The sequence below is a fragment of the Roseateles sp. GW821-FHT09G03 genome, assembly GCF_059416045.1.
This window is the reverse complement of the sequence record NZ_JBWKOK010000004.1, coordinates 368,849-384,256: the sequence shown is the minus strand read 5'-3', so window position 1 is coordinate 384,256 and position 15,408 is coordinate 368,849. Positions and strand designations below refer to the sequence as shown.

The 15,408-nt window shown below is 68.1% G+C and carries 16 protein-coding genes and 1 pseudogene; 12 read left to right on the top strand and 5 right to left on the bottom strand.

Going from position 1 to position 15,408, the window contains the following annotated elements:
• The first annotated feature begins 116 nt into the window (after positions 1-116).
• Positions 117-1,544 (top strand): 30S ribosomal protein S12 methylthiotransferase RimO, encoded by a 1,428-nt coding sequence (rimO, locus tag AC07OZ_RS17235; RefSeq protein ID WP_495468308.1) that lies wholly within the window; start codon positions 117-119, stop codon positions 1,542-1,544.
• A 78-nt stretch (positions 1,545-1,622) separates the two neighbouring features.
• Positions 1,623-2,870, top strand: a complete 1,248-nt coding sequence (locus AC07OZ_RS17230) for a PLP-dependent transferase (protein ID WP_495468307.1) — start codon at positions 1,623-1,625, stop codon at positions 2,868-2,870.
• A 25-nt stretch (positions 2,871-2,895) separates the two neighbouring features.
• Here AC07OZ_RS17230 and smpB read toward each other — a convergent pair whose 3' ends face one another.
• Entirely contained in the window at positions 2,896-3,360 is a 465-nt protein-coding gene (gene smpB / locus AC07OZ_RS17225; RefSeq protein ID WP_067269311.1) for an SsrA-binding protein SmpB, read from the bottom strand.
• Positions 3,361-3,517: 157 nt separating this feature from the next.
• Here smpB and AC07OZ_RS17220 point away from each other — a divergent pair, with 157 nt between their 5' ends.
• Positions 3,518-3,982, top strand: coding sequence for a type II toxin-antitoxin system RatA family toxin (locus tag AC07OZ_RS17220; RefSeq protein WP_495468306.1), 465 nt, complete (start codon positions 3,518-3,520; stop codon positions 3,980-3,982).
• Positions 3,969-4,292, top strand: a complete 324-nt coding sequence (locus AC07OZ_RS17215) for an RnfH family protein (protein WP_495468305.1) — start codon at positions 3,969-3,971, stop codon at positions 4,290-4,292. The genes AC07OZ_RS17220 and AC07OZ_RS17215 overlap by 14 nt, the downstream gene beginning before the upstream one ends.
• Before the next feature lie 133 nt (positions 4,293-4,425).
• Here the strand turns inward: AC07OZ_RS17215 and AC07OZ_RS17210 are convergent, their stop codons facing one another.
• Positions 4,426-4,932 (bottom strand): DUF4124 domain-containing protein, encoded by a 507-nt coding sequence (locus AC07OZ_RS17210; protein ID WP_495468304.1) that lies wholly within the window; start codon positions 4,930-4,932, stop codon positions 4,426-4,428.
• A 63-nt stretch (positions 4,933-4,995) separates the two neighbouring features.
• Between AC07OZ_RS17210 and guaB the strand changes: the two genes are divergently transcribed.
• The 3 genes from guaB to guaA are packed head-to-tail and all read left to right on the top strand — an operon-like array spanning position 4,996 to position 9,425.
• Entirely contained in the window at positions 4,996-6,468 is a 1,473-nt protein-coding gene (guaB, locus tag AC07OZ_RS17205; protein ID WP_495468303.1) for an IMP dehydrogenase, read from the top strand.
• Between the two features lie 5 nt (positions 6,469-6,473).
• The gene (locus tag AC07OZ_RS17200; protein ID WP_495468302.1) at positions 6,474-7,769 is read left to right on the top strand and encodes an MFS transporter; all 1,296 of its coding nucleotides are present in this window, start codon (positions 6,474-6,476) and stop codon (positions 7,767-7,769) included.
• 51 nt (positions 7,770-7,820) lie between these two features.
• Positions 7,821-9,425: a glutamine-hydrolyzing GMP synthase gene (gene guaA / locus AC07OZ_RS17195; protein ID WP_495468301.1), complete on the top strand. Its 1,605-nt coding sequence runs from the start codon at positions 7,821-7,823 to the stop codon at positions 9,423-9,425.
• Positions 9,426-9,776: 351 nt separating this feature from the next.
• Here guaA and AC07OZ_RS17190 read toward each other — a convergent pair whose 3' ends face one another.
• Both AC07OZ_RS17190 and AC07OZ_RS17185 read right to left on the bottom strand, forming a co-directional pair.
• On the bottom strand, positions 9,777-10,253 hold the full coding sequence (locus tag AC07OZ_RS17190; protein WP_495468300.1) for a type II toxin-antitoxin system VapC family toxin: 477 nt from the start codon (positions 10,251-10,253) through the stop codon (positions 9,777-9,779).
• Positions 10,254-10,281: 28 nt separating this feature from the next.
• Positions 10,282-10,497, bottom strand: a complete 216-nt coding sequence (locus AC07OZ_RS17185; RefSeq protein ID WP_495468299.1) for a hypothetical protein — start codon at positions 10,495-10,497, stop codon at positions 10,282-10,284.
• A 245-nt stretch (positions 10,498-10,742) separates the two neighbouring features.
• On the opposite strand from AC07OZ_RS17185, the gene AC07OZ_RS17180 reads away from it, so the two are divergent.
• From AC07OZ_RS17180 to AC07OZ_RS17170, 3 genes are all read left to right on the top strand, one after another.
• Positions 10,743-11,483, top strand: coding sequence for an NIPSNAP family protein (locus AC07OZ_RS17180; protein ID WP_495468298.1), 741 nt, complete (start codon positions 10,743-10,745; stop codon positions 11,481-11,483).
• A 75-nt stretch (positions 11,484-11,558) separates the two neighbouring features.
• Complete coding sequence (locus AC07OZ_RS17175) at positions 11,559-11,771, top strand: hypothetical protein (RefSeq protein ID WP_495468297.1); 213 nt, start codon at positions 11,559-11,561, stop codon at positions 11,769-11,771.
• 40 nt (positions 11,772-11,811) lie between these two features.
• Positions 11,812-12,363 (top strand): 2'-5' RNA ligase family protein, encoded by a 552-nt coding sequence (locus AC07OZ_RS17170; protein ID WP_495468296.1) that lies wholly within the window; start codon positions 11,812-11,814, stop codon positions 12,361-12,363.
• Between the two features lie 34 nt (positions 12,364-12,397).
• Here AC07OZ_RS17170 and AC07OZ_RS17165 read toward each other — a convergent pair whose 3' ends face one another.
• Complete coding sequence (locus AC07OZ_RS17165) at positions 12,398-13,531, bottom strand: DUF72 domain-containing protein (protein ID WP_495468295.1); 1,134 nt, start codon at positions 13,529-13,531, stop codon at positions 12,398-12,400.
• Positions 13,532-13,579: 48 nt separating this feature from the next.
• Here AC07OZ_RS17165 and tadA point away from each other — a divergent pair.
• Positions 13,580-14,107, top strand: a pseudogene (gene tadA, locus AC07OZ_RS17160) (tRNA adenosine(34) deaminase TadA); the annotation flags it as partial.
• A gap of 167 nt (positions 14,108-14,274) precedes the next feature.
• Positions 14,275-15,285: an LD-carboxypeptidase gene (locus AC07OZ_RS17155; RefSeq protein WP_495468294.1), complete on the top strand. Its 1,011-nt coding sequence runs from the start codon at positions 14,275-14,277 to the stop codon at positions 15,283-15,285.
• The last annotated feature ends 123 nt before the right edge of the window (positions 15,286-15,408 follow it).

The window sequence follows — 15,408 nt, the reverse complement described above, 5'->3', positions numbered from 1 at the left end:
ACGCGCAGTCGTCCACGGTGCCGCGCGTGGCGCAATGGGCCGGACCCTGTCTGGAAAATGCCGCGTCGCTTACAATGCCGCCCCAGCCCTCAGCCAGATCGCCCGGCGGAACCCAAATGGAATCAACGACTTACGACCCCACCGCCGCAGCGAAGACGAGCAGCGCAGGCAGCGGCTCTGCGCCCAAGATCGGCTTCGTCAGCCTGGGCTGCCCGAAGGCGCTCACCGATTCCGAGCTCATCCTCACGCAGCTGCGCGCCGAGGGCTACGAGACGTCCAAGACCTTCGCCGGCGCGGACCTGGTGATCGTCAACACCTGCGGCTTCATCGACGATGCCGTCAAGGAGTCGCTGGACACCATCGGTGAAGCCCTGGCCGAGAATGGCAAGGTGATCGTGACCGGCTGCCTCGGCGCCAAGGCCGGCGCGAGCTCGGACAACATGGTCCGCGAGATCCACCCCAGCGTCCTCGCCGTGACCGGCCCGCATGCGACGCAGGAGGTGATGGACGCCGTCCACACCCACGTGCCCAAGCCGCATGACCCGTTCATCGACCTGGTGCCCGAGGCCCGCGGCATCGCCGGCATCAAGCTGACGCCCAAGCACTACGCCTACCTGAAGATCTCCGAGGGCTGCAACCACCGCTGCAGCTTCTGCATCATCCCGAGCATGCGCGGCGACCTGGTCTCGCGCCCGATCGGCGACGTGCTGTCCGAGGCCAAGGCGCTGTTCGAGTCCGGCGTCAAGGAACTGCTGGTCATCAGCCAGGACACCAGCGCCTACGGCGTCGACATCAAGTACCGCACCGGTTTCTGGGACGGCAAGCCGGTCAAGACGCGCATGTTCGACCTGGTCGCGCAGCTCGGCGAGATCGCCAAGCCCTACGGCGCGTGGGTCCGCCTGCACTACGTCTACCCGTACCCCCACGTCGACGAGATCGTGCCGATGATGGCCGAAGGCCTCATCCTCCCGTATCTGGACGTGCCCTTCCAGCACGCGCATCCCGACGTGCAGAAGCGGATGAAGCGCCCCGCCAACGGCGAGAAGAACCTCGAGCGCATCCTGCGCTGGCGCGAGATCTGCCCCGAGTTGGTGATCCGCTCGACCTTCATCGCCGGCTTCCCCGGCGAGACCGAGGCGGAGTTCCAGTACCTGCTCGACTTCATGCGCGAGGCCCAGATCGACCGCGCCGGCTGCTTCGCTTACTCGCCGATCGAAGGCGCGCCGGCGAACGCGCTCGACGGCGCGCTGCCGGACGAGGTCCGCGAAGAGCGTCGCGCCCGCTTCATGGCCGTGGCCGAGGAAGTGTCGATCGCCAAGCTGCAGCGCCGCGTCGGCGCGACGATGCAGGTGCTGGTCGATGCCGCACCGGCGCTCGGCCGCAAGGGCGGCGTGGGCCGTTCCTACGCGGACGCGCCGGAGATCGACGGCACCGTGCGCCTGCTGCCGCCCGAGAAGGCCAGCAAGCAGTTGCGCGTCGGCGAATTCACCCGCGCCCGCATCGTCGGCGTCGAGGGCCACGACCTGATCGCGCTGCCGATCTGATCGCGCGCGTCAGCGCCCCGAAGAACGCCGGCCCTCGCGCCGGCGTTTCTGCTTCCAGAACCGCAGCGATGTTCCAGAATGAGCCCTCCGGTTCCTCGCCTCCCAGGAGACTTCGTGACCCAACGCGGCCCGTCCACCGAACAGATCCACCACCCGTACCGGGCGCCCGAGGGGTGGGACGCCGTCCCCGTCCCGGTGGCCAAGGCGTCGACGGTGCTGTTCAAGAACACCGCCGAACTGCACCGGCCGCGCGCAAAGGATGGCGTCAGCTACCGCTACGGCCTGCCGGGCACGCCGACGACCTACACGCTGGCCGCGCGCATCGCGACGCTGGAACATGCCGATCATTGCGTGCTCACGCCCAGCGGTGTCTCCGCCGTCACGCTGACCAGCCTGGCCTTCCTGACGCCCGGCGACGAGGTGCTGCTGCCCGACAACGTCTACGGCCAGAATCGACACCTCACCCAGGGCCTGCTGGCCCGGCTCGGCATCACGCATCGCTTCTACGATCCGCTCGACGTGCCGGCCTTCGAGGCGATGCTGTCGGAGCGGACGAAACTGGCGTGGCTCGAGGCCGCTGGATCGATCACGCTGGAGTTCCCCGATCTGATCGGACTGCTGCAGGCCTGCCGCGCGCGCGGCGTGCTCACGGCGCTCGACAACACCTGGGGCGCGGGGTTGGCCTTCAATGCCTTCGAGGTGGCGCCGGACGTCGCGCCCGGACTCGGCGCCGACATCAGCATGCAGGCACTGACCAAGTTCCCCTCCGGCGGCGCGGATCTGCTGATGGGCGCGGTCTGCACACGCGACATCGCGCTCAACCGCCAGCTGGTGGCCATGCACGAGTACCTCGGATATGGCGTCGGCCAGAACGATGTGGAGGCGGTGCTGCGCGGCCTGCCGAGCATCGCGCTGCGCTACCGCGCGCAGGGTGCCGCGGCTCGTGAGCTCGCGCACTGGATGGCCGCGCGGCCGGAGGTGGCGCGGGTGCTGCATCCGGCGCTGCCGGACTCGCCCGGCCATGTGCATTGGCAACAGGTGTCTCCGGACGCGGGCGGATGCCTCTTCTCCGCGGTGTTCCGTCCCGCGTTCGACGCTCGCCGCGTCGACGCCTTCGTGGACGCGTTGACCTGTTTCGGGATCGGCTACTCGTGGGCCGGTCCGATGAGCCTGGTCGTGCCCTACGACCTCAGCCGCAGCCGGTCGCTGGGGCTGCCGTGGACGGCGGAGGAGGGCGGCACGCTGGTGCGTTTCGCGATCGGGCTGGAGGAGGTCGAGGACCTGCGCGCGGACCTCGCGAAGGCGTTCGAGACCTTGAGCGATTGAGGGCGCGGGCGGCTCGCCCCGACGCTCAGTCCTTCGAAGGTCCCGACACCTTGTGCCGCATCAGGCGGCCCTTCTCGCGCTCCCAGTCGCGCTTCTTCTCGGTCTCGCGCTTGTCGTGCTGGGCCTTGCCCTTGGCGAGCGCGATCTGCACCTTCACGCGGCCGTTCTTGTAGTGCAGATCCAGCGGGATCAGCGTGAAGCCTTTCTGCTCCACCTTGCCGATCAGCCGGCGGATGTCGGCGCCGCTCATCAGCAGCTTGCGCGTGCGGTCGGCCAGCGGGCTGACGTGCGTGGACGCCGTGCGCAGCGGATCGATCCGGCAGCCGATCAGGAACAGCTCGCCGTCGCGGATGACGACATAACCGTCCGGCAGCTGGACCTGGCCGGAACGGATGGCCTTGACCTCCCAGCCTTCGAGGACGATGCCGGCCTCGTACTGCTCCTCGAGGTGGTACTCGAATCGGGCGCGACGGTTTTCTGCAATGGACATGGGAACTCTTCTTGTGCGGGTCGCGGGCGGGCCGACACGGCTTGAGAACGCTTGAGAGCGGCTTGGGCGTGGTTCGGCGGCGGCCCGGATGGCGGCCAGGTGACGCCCAGATGGGGTCGATCGGGCCGCCTACAATCTCGCCATTCTAAGAACCGCCATGAAGCACGTCCGGAAGACTGTCCTCCTTTGGTACTCGCCGCGCGAGATGTACGACCTGGTCACCCAGGTCGAGCGTTATCCGGAGTTCCTGCCCTGGTGCTCGTCCGCGGAGGTCCTGGAACGCCACGACGACGGCGTGACCGCGAAGCTGTCCCTGCAGTACGCCGGCTTGCGTCATGCGTTCACCACCCGCAACACGAACGAGGCGAACCGGCGCGTGCGCATGACGCTCGTCGACGGGCCGTTCTCGATGCTCGACGGCGACTGGCAGTTCCTGCCGCTGAACCGTCCCGGCGCGCCGGCCGACGGCGAGCCGCACGCCTGCAAGATCGAGTTCGAGCTGCGCTACGCGTTCTCGAGCTTCGCGCTTGAGGCCGTCGTCAGCCCGGTGTTCGACCGCATCGCCAACACCTTCGTCGACAGCTTCGTGAAGCGCGCCGAGCAGGTCCATGGCGCCCGCTGAGCTGTCGATCGAGCTCTTCTGGAGCCCGGCACGCGGCGAGCTTCGCGAACAACGACTGACCCTGCCCGCCGGCAGCACGCTGCGCGACGCCCTGGCGGCCAGCGCCTGGTTCGAGCCGGATCAGATCGCCGCGTTGACGGCCGGGATCTGGGGGCGCACCGCGCCGCTGGAGACACCGCTGCGCGAGCAGGATCGCGTCGAGGTCTACCGTCCATTGACGGTCGATCCGAAGGAAGCGCGCCGCCAGCGCTTCCAGGCCGCGGGCAGCCGCATCGTCACGCGGCATCGGCCGCTCGGACGCAAGGCCTGACACCGGGGTGCCCCCAGCAAAAAGGCCGCATCAGCGGCCTTTTGAATTACCGGCGGTCACCGGACTTACGACCGGCTTGCGCGTCGGTGTTCGCGGGCGGTCGCCAGTGTTGTTTCCGGGACTCGTTCCGGCCTCATTTGCAGTTCGCGCTGATCACGACCTGCATGTTGCGGATCTCTTCCTGGCGCATCTGCTCGGTCATCGGCTGCGATTCGCCGGTCTGGGTGCCGCTGCGCAGGCGCACGCCCGACTCCAGGACGCGCTGGCGGTTCTGGGCCTGACGGCAGTTCTCGGCCATCGCGTCGGCGCGGGCCTTCTCCTCCTGCGCCTTCCGTTCGCGCTCGACCTTGTCGCGCGAGGACGCTTCGCTCGCCGGACGGGCCGGGGCAGAAGCGGCGGAAGCCGCCGCCGACGCGCTCTGCAGCGCCGCCTGGCCCGACGAGGGGGTCACCCGCGTCGCATTCGAAGGACGCTGCAGGATGTCCTTGTCGGCCACGCTCGGCGGCGGCGGACGATCGCTGTATTGCGTGCGGCCATCGGCGTCGCGCCACTTCCATTGGGCGTGCGCGACCGAGGTCAACGCCATCAGCGCCAGCGCGCAGATCATGCCCAGCGGGCGTCGCGAGAGTGGGGGATTCATCATGGTCGTGGAGTGTACCGTCGGGCTTCTCTATAATGCGCCTTTGCGTCTGGAGCTTCCCTCATGCGCCTACTCGGAAAGGCCCTCACCTTCGACGATGTGTTGCTGGTGCCGGCGTTCTCCCAGGTGTTGCCGCGCGACACCAGTCTGGCCACGCAGTTCACGCGTGGCATCCGCCTGAACCTGCCGCTCGTGTCCGCCGCGATGGACACCGTGACCGAGGCGCGCCTGGCGATCGCCATCGCCCAGGAAGGCGGCATCGGCATCGTCCACAAGAACCTGACCCCGCAGCAGCAGGCTGCGGAAGTGGCCCGGGTCAAGCGTTACGAGTCCGGCGTGCTCCGCGACCCGATCACGATCACGCCCGAGACCACCGTCCGCCAGGTCAAGCAGCTGAGCGAGCACCACGGCGTCTCCGGTTTCCCCGTGCTGGTGGGGCAGAAGGTCGTCGGCATCGTCACCAACCGGGACCTGCGCTTCGAGACGCGCATGGACATCCCGGTCGGCGAGATCATGACCCCGGCGGAGCGCCTGATCACGGTGTCCGAAGGCGCCTCGCTGAACGACGGCAAGGCGCTGATGCACAAGCACAAGCTGGAGCGCGTGCTGGTCCTCAACGACGCGTTCGAACTGCGCGGCCTGATGACCGTCAAGGACATCACCAAGCAGACCAACTTCCCGAACGCCGCCCGTGACGCGCACGGCAAGCTGCGCGTCGGCGCGGCGGTCGGCGTGGGCGACGGCACCGAGGAACGCGTAGAGCTGCTGGTCAAGGCCGGCGTCGACGCGATCGTCGTCGACACCGCGCACGGCCACAGCAGCGGCGTCATCGAGCGCGTGCGCTGGGTGAAGAAGAACTATCCCGGCGTCGAGGTCATCGGCGGCAACATCGCCACCGGCGCCGCAGCGCTGGCGCTGGTGGAAGCCGGCGCGGACGCGGTCAAGGTCGGCATCGGCCCGGGCTCGATCTGCACGACCCGCATCGTCGCCGGCGTCGGCGTGCCGCAGATCGCGGCGATCGACTTCGTCGCCACCGCGCTCAAGGGCACCGGCGTTCCAGCGATCGCGGACGGCGGCATCCGCTACTCGGGCGACATCGCCAAGGCCATCGCGGCCGGCGCGAGCACGGTGATGATGGGCGGCATGTTCGCCGGCACCGAGGAAGCCCCGGGCGAAGTGATCCTCTACCAGGGCCGCAGCTACAAGAGCTACCGCGGCATGGGCTCGATCGGCGCGATGAAGGCAGGGTCGGCGGACCGCTACTTCCAGGAGAACGACGAGACGACCAACCCCAACGCGGACAAGCTGGTGCCTGAAGGCATCGAAGGGCGTGTCCCGTACAAGGGCTCGATGGTCTCCATCGTGCACCAGATGGCCGGCGGCGTGCGCGCCTCGATGGGCTACTGCGGTTGCGGCAGCATCTCGGACATGCACGAGAAGGCCGAGTTCGTCGAGATCACCTCGGCAGGCATCCGTGAGAGCCACGTCCACGACGTGCAGATCACCAAGGAAGCGCCCAACTACCGTCTGGAGTGACGCCCTTGTCCGAACCCGTCGACGCGGCGCGGGGCCCAGGCCCCGACGCCGACGCAGCAACGACGACGCATGGCGGCCGCAAGGCCGCCATGTCGTTCATCCTGATCGCGGTGCTGATCGACATGGTGTCGATCGGCCTGATCATTCCGGTGCTGCCGCCGCTGGTCGGAACCTTCACGCAGAGCGAGACCCAGCACACGCTGGCGCAACTGGCGGTGGCCTTTGCCTTCGGTCTCGCGAATTTCTTCGGTTCGCCCATCCTGGGCGGGCTGTCCGACCGCTTCGGCCGCCGCAAGGTGATGCTGATCGGTTTCAGCGGACTCGCGCTGAGCTTCTTCGTGACGGCGCTGGCCGACGCGCTGTGGATGCTGGTCGTGGTCCGGCTGTTCTCCGGCGCGATGCAGGCCAACGCGGCCGTCGCCAACGCCTATGTCGCCGACATCACGCCGCCGGCGGACCGCGCCAAGCGTTTCGGCATGCTGGGCGCGGCCTTCGGCATGGGCTTCATCCTCGGCCCGGTGATGGGCGGGCTGCTCGGCAGCATCGACCTGCACCTGCCGTTCTACGTCGCCGGCACGCTGGCGCTGCTGAACTGGTTGTACGGCTTCTTCGTGCTGCCCGAGTCGCTGGCGCCCGAACACCGCAGACCCTTCGAATGGCGCAAGGCCAACCCGGTCGCGGCGCTGGGACGCTTGCGCAAGCTGAACGGCGTGGGACCGCTGATCTACGTGATCGCGTGTTCCGGCCTGGCGCAACTGGTGATCCAGACCAGCTGGGTGCTCTACAACCAGCACAAGTTCGGCTGGGGCCCGCGCGAGAACGGTCTGTCGCTGTTCGTCGTGGGCCTGGTCGCGGTGGTGGTGCAGGGCGTGCTGCTGCAGCCGCTGATGCGCTGGCTGGGCGCACGGCGCCTGGTGCTGATCGGCCTGACGACCTCGATCCTGACCAACGTGATCTGGGGCCTGTCGACCGAGGCCTGGATGATGGTCGGCGCGATCTTCCTGAACATCGCCGGCGTGGCCGCGGCCCCGGCGATGCAGAGCCTGATCTCCAACGCCGCCGACGCCCGTACGCAGGGCGAGACCATGGGCGCGGTGGCCGCGATCAACAGCCTGATGGCGGTGATCTCGCCGATCGCCGGTCTGGGGCTGATGGCGCTGGTCGCCGAACTGCCCAAGACCGACTGGCGGATCGGCGCGCCGTTCTACCTCTGCGCGCTGCTGCAGCTGGCCTCGCTGGGCTTCGCGTGGCGCCACTTCAATTCGGACCCGCCGGCGCAGGCCGCTGCGGCCAAGGCTTGAGCCAGAACTCTTGAGCCTCCCAGAATCCCCAAGCATCCCCAGAAGCTGACCATGCACGACAAAGTCCTCATCCTCGACTTCGGTTCCCAGGTGACGCAGCTGATCGCACGTCGCGTGCGCGAGGCCCAGGTCTACTGCGAGATCCATCCCAACGACGTCAGCGACGACTTCATCCGCGCGTTCGCGCCGAAGGCGATCATCCTGTCGGGCAGCCACGCGTCGACCTACGAGGACCACGAGCTGCGCGCGCCGCAGGCGGTGTGGGACCTGGGCGTGCCGGTGCTGGGCATCTGCTACGGCATGCAGACGATGGCGGTGCAGCTCGGCGGCAAGGTCGAGTGGAGCGACCACCGCGAGTTCGGCTACGCCGAAGCCCGCGCGCACGGTCACAGCAAGCTGCTGGAGGGCCTCCAGGACTTCGCGACGCCGGAAGGTCACGGCATGCTGAAGGTGTGGATGAGCCACGGCGACAAGGTCACCGCGCTGCCTCCGGGCTTCAAGCTGATGGCGTCCACGCCGACCTGCCCCATCGCCGGCATGGTCAACGAGGACAAGGGCTACTACGCGCTCCAGTTCCATCCCGAGGTCACGCACACGGTCCAGGGGGCCGCGATCTACAAGCGTTTCGTGCGGGAGATCGCCGGTTGCAAGGGCGACTGGATCATGGGCGACTACATCGAGGAAGCGGTCCAGAAGATCCGCGAGCAGGTCGGTGACGAGGAGGTCATCCTCGGCCTGTCCGGCGGTGTGGACTCTTCGGTGGCCGCGGCGCTGATCCACCGCGCGATCGGCGACCAGCTGACCTGCGTGTTCGTCGACCACGGTCTCCTGCGCCTGAACGAGGGCGACATGGTGATGGACATGTTCGCCGGCAAGCTGCATGCGAAGGTGATCCGCGTCGATGCCGCCGATCTGTTCCTTGGCCAGCTGGCCGGCGTGACGGATCCGGAGCGCAAGCGCAAGATCATCGGCGGCCTGTTCGTCGACGTGTTCAAGTCCGAAGCCGAGAAGCTGAAGGCCGGCGACGGCGGTCACAAAGGCGCGACCTTCCTGGCGCAGGGCACGATCTATCCGGACGTGGTCGAGAGTGGCGGCACGAAGACGAAGAAGGCCGTGACGATCAAGAGCCACCACAACGTGGGCGGCCTGCCGGAGCAGCTCGGCCTGAAGCTGCTGGAGCCGCTGCGCGAGCTGTTCAAGGACGAAGTCCGCGAACTGGGCGTGGCGCTGGGCCTGCCGCCGGAGATGGTCTACCGCCACCCGTTCCCGGGTCCGGGCCTGGGCGTGCGGATCCTGGGCGAGGTGAAGAAGGAGTACGCGGACCTGCTGCGCCGCGCCGATGCGATCTTCATCGAGGAACTGCGCAACACGCGCGACGAGGCGACGGGCAAGACCTGGTACGAGTTGACCAGCCAGGCCTTCACGGTGTTCCTGCCGGTGAAGAGCGTGGGCGTGATGGGCGACGGCCGGACCTACGACTACGTGGTCGCGCTGCGCGCGGTGCAGACCAGCGACTTCATGACGGCGGACTGGGCGGAGCTGCCGTACAGCCTGCTCAAGCGCTGCTCGGGCCGGATCATCAACGAGGTGCGCGGCATCAACCGCGTGACCTACGACGTCTCGAGCAAGCCGCCGGCGACGATCGAATGGGAATGAGCGCTTCGCGCTGACAGCAAACAAGGGCCCGTTGGGCCCTTGTCTCTTTGTCATTCAACGCACCGACATGTACTTGGGCTCGCCAGCGGGTCGCAACGCCAGCAGTACTCGGTGATATCTCGCTCGCCAAATGAGTACAGGCCCGGAGGCAGTCCGAACACTTCATTGATGGTGATGAGGCGACGGAGGAGTAAGCCACGCCCGCGCTCGACCCAGACTAGGCGTTGACCGGCGCGCCACTCCAGTCGCTCCAGATGCTTGTCGGGAATCTGGATCTGGTGGGCGGCAGAGAGAGTCGGAATCTGTGCAGTCATTGAGCCTTCTGGGCATTCAAAAAGGGGCCGGTGCCGATCACATGAGGATGGACGATGAGCACCGTGCCTCCGGGGTTCGAGTGCTCGCGTACGTGGCTCGTGGCTCGCTGACGGACGCGGCTGGAGAAACCGTCTTCCGATAGAAGACGACATGAGGCAGCCCCTCGAAATGAGCGTCGCAGGTCAACACATCAACGCCATGTTTCCTTGCCGTGGCGTAGATGAGGCGATCTGCCGTCGGAAGACGCCTGTCGAGACGGAGCGCGGCCGCAGCCAGCGTCGTCTCACGCGTGAGCTGGGCGAACCTGCAGTTCTCCGTGAATGCGATCACCCGCTCGCGCTCGTGTCGGTCTAGCTCGCGATGAGCCCAGGCCGCCAGCTCGTATTGCACCAAGGCAGGGACCAGACAGCAGTCCGGTATTGGGAAGTCGGCATGGAGTTGCCTGCCGAGGTCTGTTTTGCTCAGCCATTCGATCCAAGCGGACGTGTCCACGACCCTCAGGTTTTCATGCATAGGTGGGGCTCCTGGGTGGCCTTGCAGCTCAGAGGAAATGAGCGGCATCCGGGTCGAAATCGGTGTTGGCGCCAAAGGCGATGCCGTGCGCCTCTTCGACAGGAACGGGCGGGCAGATGAACACGCCGGTCTCTCGGCAGACGACCATGAGCGACTGACCCGGCTTCCAGTCATAGCGTTGACGAAGCTCTTCGGGCAGATGAATGTGGCTCTCGGGGGACATCGTGATGACGGGTGGGGACATGTGACCTCCAGTGCGTTCTTTGAAACAAGAAGCGGGTGATTCTTCGCTCTCGGTTCTTGCTGATCCACGGCCTCCAACGGTAGATGGTGCGTTCGCAATGCCGACGATCGGTATCGCTTCCACTTGCATGTGTGGTTGACGTTCGGCACCTCGGGTTCTTTTCAGGAAGAGCGCCGTGCTGACACCCGATGTCAGGGCCTCTGTCCAGAATCGTCGGATCGCTTAGCCACCATTCCGGAGACCCCATGGCCGACGACCACCCCGTCTACGAGCTGCGCCAGTACAAGATCGTCAAGGGCGAGCGTGAGCGCTTCATGCGGTTGTTCGACGCGGCGTTCGTCGATTCGCAGGAGGCCGTCGGCATGCGGATGTACGGGCAGTTCGCCGATCTCGACGACCCGGACCGTTTCGTCTGGATCCGCGGCTTCGACGACATGGCCGCGCGCGAGCGCATGCTCGGCGAGTTCTACTTCGGTCCGGTGTGGCAGGCCCATCGTGACGAGGCCAATCCGCTGCTCGTCGACAACGACAACGTGCTGCTGATGAGAAGCCCGGGAGCGGCGCCACATCCGGCGCGCATCGACGCGGCGCGTGAGGCGGGGGACTTCCGGCGAGGCGCGTTGCCGGGGCTGGTGATCCTGCATCTCTGCACGCTCTGGAAGGACCCGGCCGATCCCGAGGACGGCTTCGCGCGCTTCTTCGAACACGAGGTCGCGCCGGTCATCGAGGCGGCCGGCCTGCCGGTGATCGGCAGCTTCGTGCCGGAGCGTTCGGCCAACAACTTCCCGCGTCTGCCGGTGCGCGAGGGCGAGAAGGTCTTCGTCTGGATGACCCGGGCCGCGGATGCCGACGACTGGGCCATCCGCTGGAGCGCCTGCCGGCATTCGCCGGCCTGGCGCGCGCTCGAGCCGCGCTGGCGCGACGCGCAGGAACGGGCGCCGCAGATCCTGAGATTGCGACCGGGCATCGCCCCGCTGCCGCGCTGATCCGTCGGGCGACGGAACTGCGGTCGAGTATCGCTATGCTTTGCGCCATCCCCGTTTCCATTCCGGAGTCCTTGCATGCGCAGCGCCCTGTCCATCCTCGCCCTCGTCATCGTGCTGGCCATCGTGATGCTGACCGCGAAGAAGCAGATGCAGGCCATGAAGCCGCCGGCCTCGGCGGACCCGGCGGCATCCGCGGCCTCGTCGGGCTTGCCCCAGCCCGAGGCCGTCGGCCGTCAGGTGCAGGACCTGATGAAGCAGGGCGAGCAGCGCGCTTCGGAAGCGCAATGAGCGCGACGTGATCGCGCCGTGATCACGACGCAAGCGCGCCATGACCGTCCACGCGCTCTTCTTCTGCCTGCGGCCTGATCCGGGCACGGCGCAGCGCTTGAGCGCGATCTCCGATGAGCTGGTGCGCCGCTTCGGCTTGCGCGCGAAGGCGGCGCGCACGGAGCGCCTGCACGTGACGCTGCATCACTTGGGCTGGTACGACGATCAGACCGAGCAGGCCGAGGTCATGGCCGAGGTGCGGCCCCTCGCCGAAGCCGCCGCCTCGTCGCTGCGGCACGGGTCGGTGCGCGTGGACTTCGATCAGCTCCTGAGCTTCACCCGCAAGCGGCGGAACCTGCCCCTCGTGCTGAGCGGGGGCCACTGCCTCGACGCCGTGCGGTCGATGAGGGCTACGCTGGGTGATCGCCTGCATGCGAGCGGGCTGCGGACCGATCCGCATTTCACGCCCCACCTGACGCTCTTCTATGACGACAAGGTCATCGAGCCGCAGCCGTTCATCGTCCCCGGCTGGACGGCCACGGAGGTGATGCTGATCGACAGCCTGCAAGGCTTGTCCACGCACGTCGAGCTCGCGCGCTGGCCGCTCGCCTGAGCGGCTCGACGGACCCCGCCGTCAGCCGCTGCGGTCAAGCCTCGCTGGGTCTGACGATCTCCCGCGCCAGGGCGCGCAGGGTCAGCGGCGCGGAGCCCTCGGCGTGGTTGGAGATCGTGACGTAGGCCGGATGGCCGGCCTCGGCCGTCGCGCGGATCACCTTCGCGAGCACGGTCCGCGTCTCCGGATCGGGATCCATCAGCGCGGCGTACTCCCCGTACTTCTTCTCCGCATCTTCGTAGCCGAACGGACCGTGGATCCGGTGCAGGTTCCAGCGGCAGACCAGCGGCCCCGGCCACATCGCGCGCAGCAGCGGCAACTGGTCCTGGATCGCCGGCAGCTTCGGATGCAGACCCAGACAGTAGCGCGCGCCGCAGTCCTTCAGCACCGAGACGAAGTCGGGCGTCAGCCACTCCGGATCGCGCACCTCGACGGCCACGACCGCCTCCGGCGCCACATCGCGCAACGAGGGCAGGGCGGCCAGCATCGCGTGCAGGCGGTCGAGCTGCTCCGGCATGCGATTCAGCATCGCCAACGGCAGCGGGCTCAACTGGAACACCAGCGCACCGATGCGCGCGCCGAGACCCGCCATCGCCGGCTCCAGGAACTCCTCGACCGCCAGCCGCGGATCGAGGAAGGCCGTGTTGGCCTGACGGCCACGGCCGTCCTCGGTGCGCACCTGCGCATCGGTGATCACGCTCGGCGCCTTGACCGTGAAGCGGAAGTCCTCCGGCACCTGTTGCGCGTAGCGCTCGTACTGGCTGGCCGCCAACGACTGGTAGAAGCCGCGGTCGATGCTGACCGCGCGGTGCAGCGGCTGCTGCGCGTAGGCGGTCAGGCCGTTGCGCGAGAGATTGGACTCGCCGTGCCGGCCCTCCCAGACGATGCCCTGCCAGCCCGGGTAGCTCCACGACGAGGTGCCCAGATGGATCCTCGGCGACAGCGCGGCCGCGAGCGCGAGCTGGGCCTCGTCCGGCGGCTGCGCCTGGATGCCCGCGCGGCGGCGCTTTGGAGCGGCACCGGCGGCGGGCGTGCCGTCACGGTCGCCGTCTTCATCGTCGCCATCGACCTCGTCTTGAGCCGCCACCCGCCGTGCCGGCGCCGCGGGCGCGGGCGGCAGCAGCTCGCCGAAGAGATCGTCCTGTTGGCCGGGGAACTCCTGTTGCATGGGCCGGCAGCATAGCGGGCGCGGCTACACTGCCGCGCGAGTGCCGCCATGACCACCGAATCCCCCCAGATCCTCCCCGCCGACCCCGCGGACGAATACGCGATGCGGCTCGCCCTCGACCAGGCCCAGAACGCCTGGCTCGTCGGCGAGGTGCCGGTGGGCGCCGTCATCATGCGGGCCGGCCAGGTGATCGCGACCGGCTACAACCGTCCGATCACGACCCATGACCCGACCGCGCACGCCGAGATCGTCGCGCTGCGCCACGCCGCGCAACTGCTCGGCAACTACCGGCTGCCGGAGTGCGAGCTCTACGTGACGCTCGAGCCCTGCGCGATGTGCGCGATGGCGATGATGCATGCGCGGCTCAAGCGCGTCGTCTTCGCCGCGCCCGATCCGAAGACCGGCGTCGCCGGCTCGGTGCTGGACCTGTTCGGGCAGAAGCAGCTGAACCACCACACCGCGCTGCAAGGCGGCGTGCTGGCGGACGCGTCGTCGCGGCTGCTGCGCGAGTTCTTCACCGAACGGCGCGAGGCGGCGCGCCAGCTGCGCGAGGCCCGCCGCCGCGCCGCCGTCGAGAACGGGGCAAGCGGGGCGAAGGGCGAGGGCCTCGATGTCGACGCCGTCGACACGCTGAGCGTCTTGCCCGAGGTCCAGGAGTTCCCCGAGATCCCCGTCGGCGACGCGCACTACCTTTCCATGAATCCCGATCCCTCGCAGGACCACATGCAGGACGACACGCAGCGATGAGCTCCCTGACCCTCTACACCCCGTCCGGCGTCCTGGCGCAATCGCAGGCACTCAAGCGCGCGGCCAAGCGGCTGACGGCGCTCGGCTTCGAGGTGGCGATCGACGAGGCGGCACTCGCGAAGCATCAGCGTTTTGCCGGCGACGACGACACGCGGCTGGCCGCGCTGCATCGTGTCGCGCAATCGGCCCCGTCGGTGGCGCTGGCCACGCGTGGCGGCTATGGCCTGACGCGGTTGCTGGACCGCATCGACTGGCCGACGATCGCCCGCAGCGTCGAGCGCGGCACGCGCTGGGTCGGCCTGAGCGACGTGACCGCGCTCCAGCTGGGGCTGCTCGCCCACACGAAGCAGACGAGCTGGGCGGGCCCGCTCGCCTGCGACGACTTCGGCCGCGCCGACACCGACGGCGGCGTCGACGAGATCACCCGCGACTGTTTCCTCGAGGCGATGGACGGCTCGCTCGAAGCCATCGGCTTCCGCACCGAGGCCGGACTCGACGGCGTCGAGGCCCGCGGCACGCTGTGGGGCGGCAACCTGGCGGTGTTGTGCTCGCTGCTGGGCACGCCCCACTTCCCGCGCATCAAGGGTGGCATCCTGTTCCTAGAGGACGTCAACGAACACCCGTACCGCGTCGAGCGCATGCTGCTGCAGCTCTGGCAGGCCGGCGTGCTGGACGCGCAGAAGGCGGTGCTGCTGGGCAGCTTCAGCGGCTGGAAGAAGTCGCCGCTGGACCGCGGCTATTCGATGAAGGCCTGTGTCGAGGCGCTGCGCGAGCGCGTCAAGGTGCCGATCCTCACCGACCTGCCGTTCGGGCACGTGCCGACCAAGGTCTGCCTGCCGGTCGGCGCGAAGGCCGAGATGATGGTGGAAGGCCGCGACGTCATCGTCGCCTGGGGCCATGTCGGTCACGGTCACGACCACCATGACCATCACGGCCACGATCATGGACACGACCACGACCACGACCACGACCACGATGGCCATGACCACGGGTCTCACGACCACTGACTGACGTCACAGGCGCCCCGCGAACCGGGCCGCTATGATCCGCCCCGGCATCGGCCGGCCTCCGCGGGAGGCGCGGCCTTGGCAACAATCTGGCAATGCCGCATCCTCAGGATGCGGCGTTTG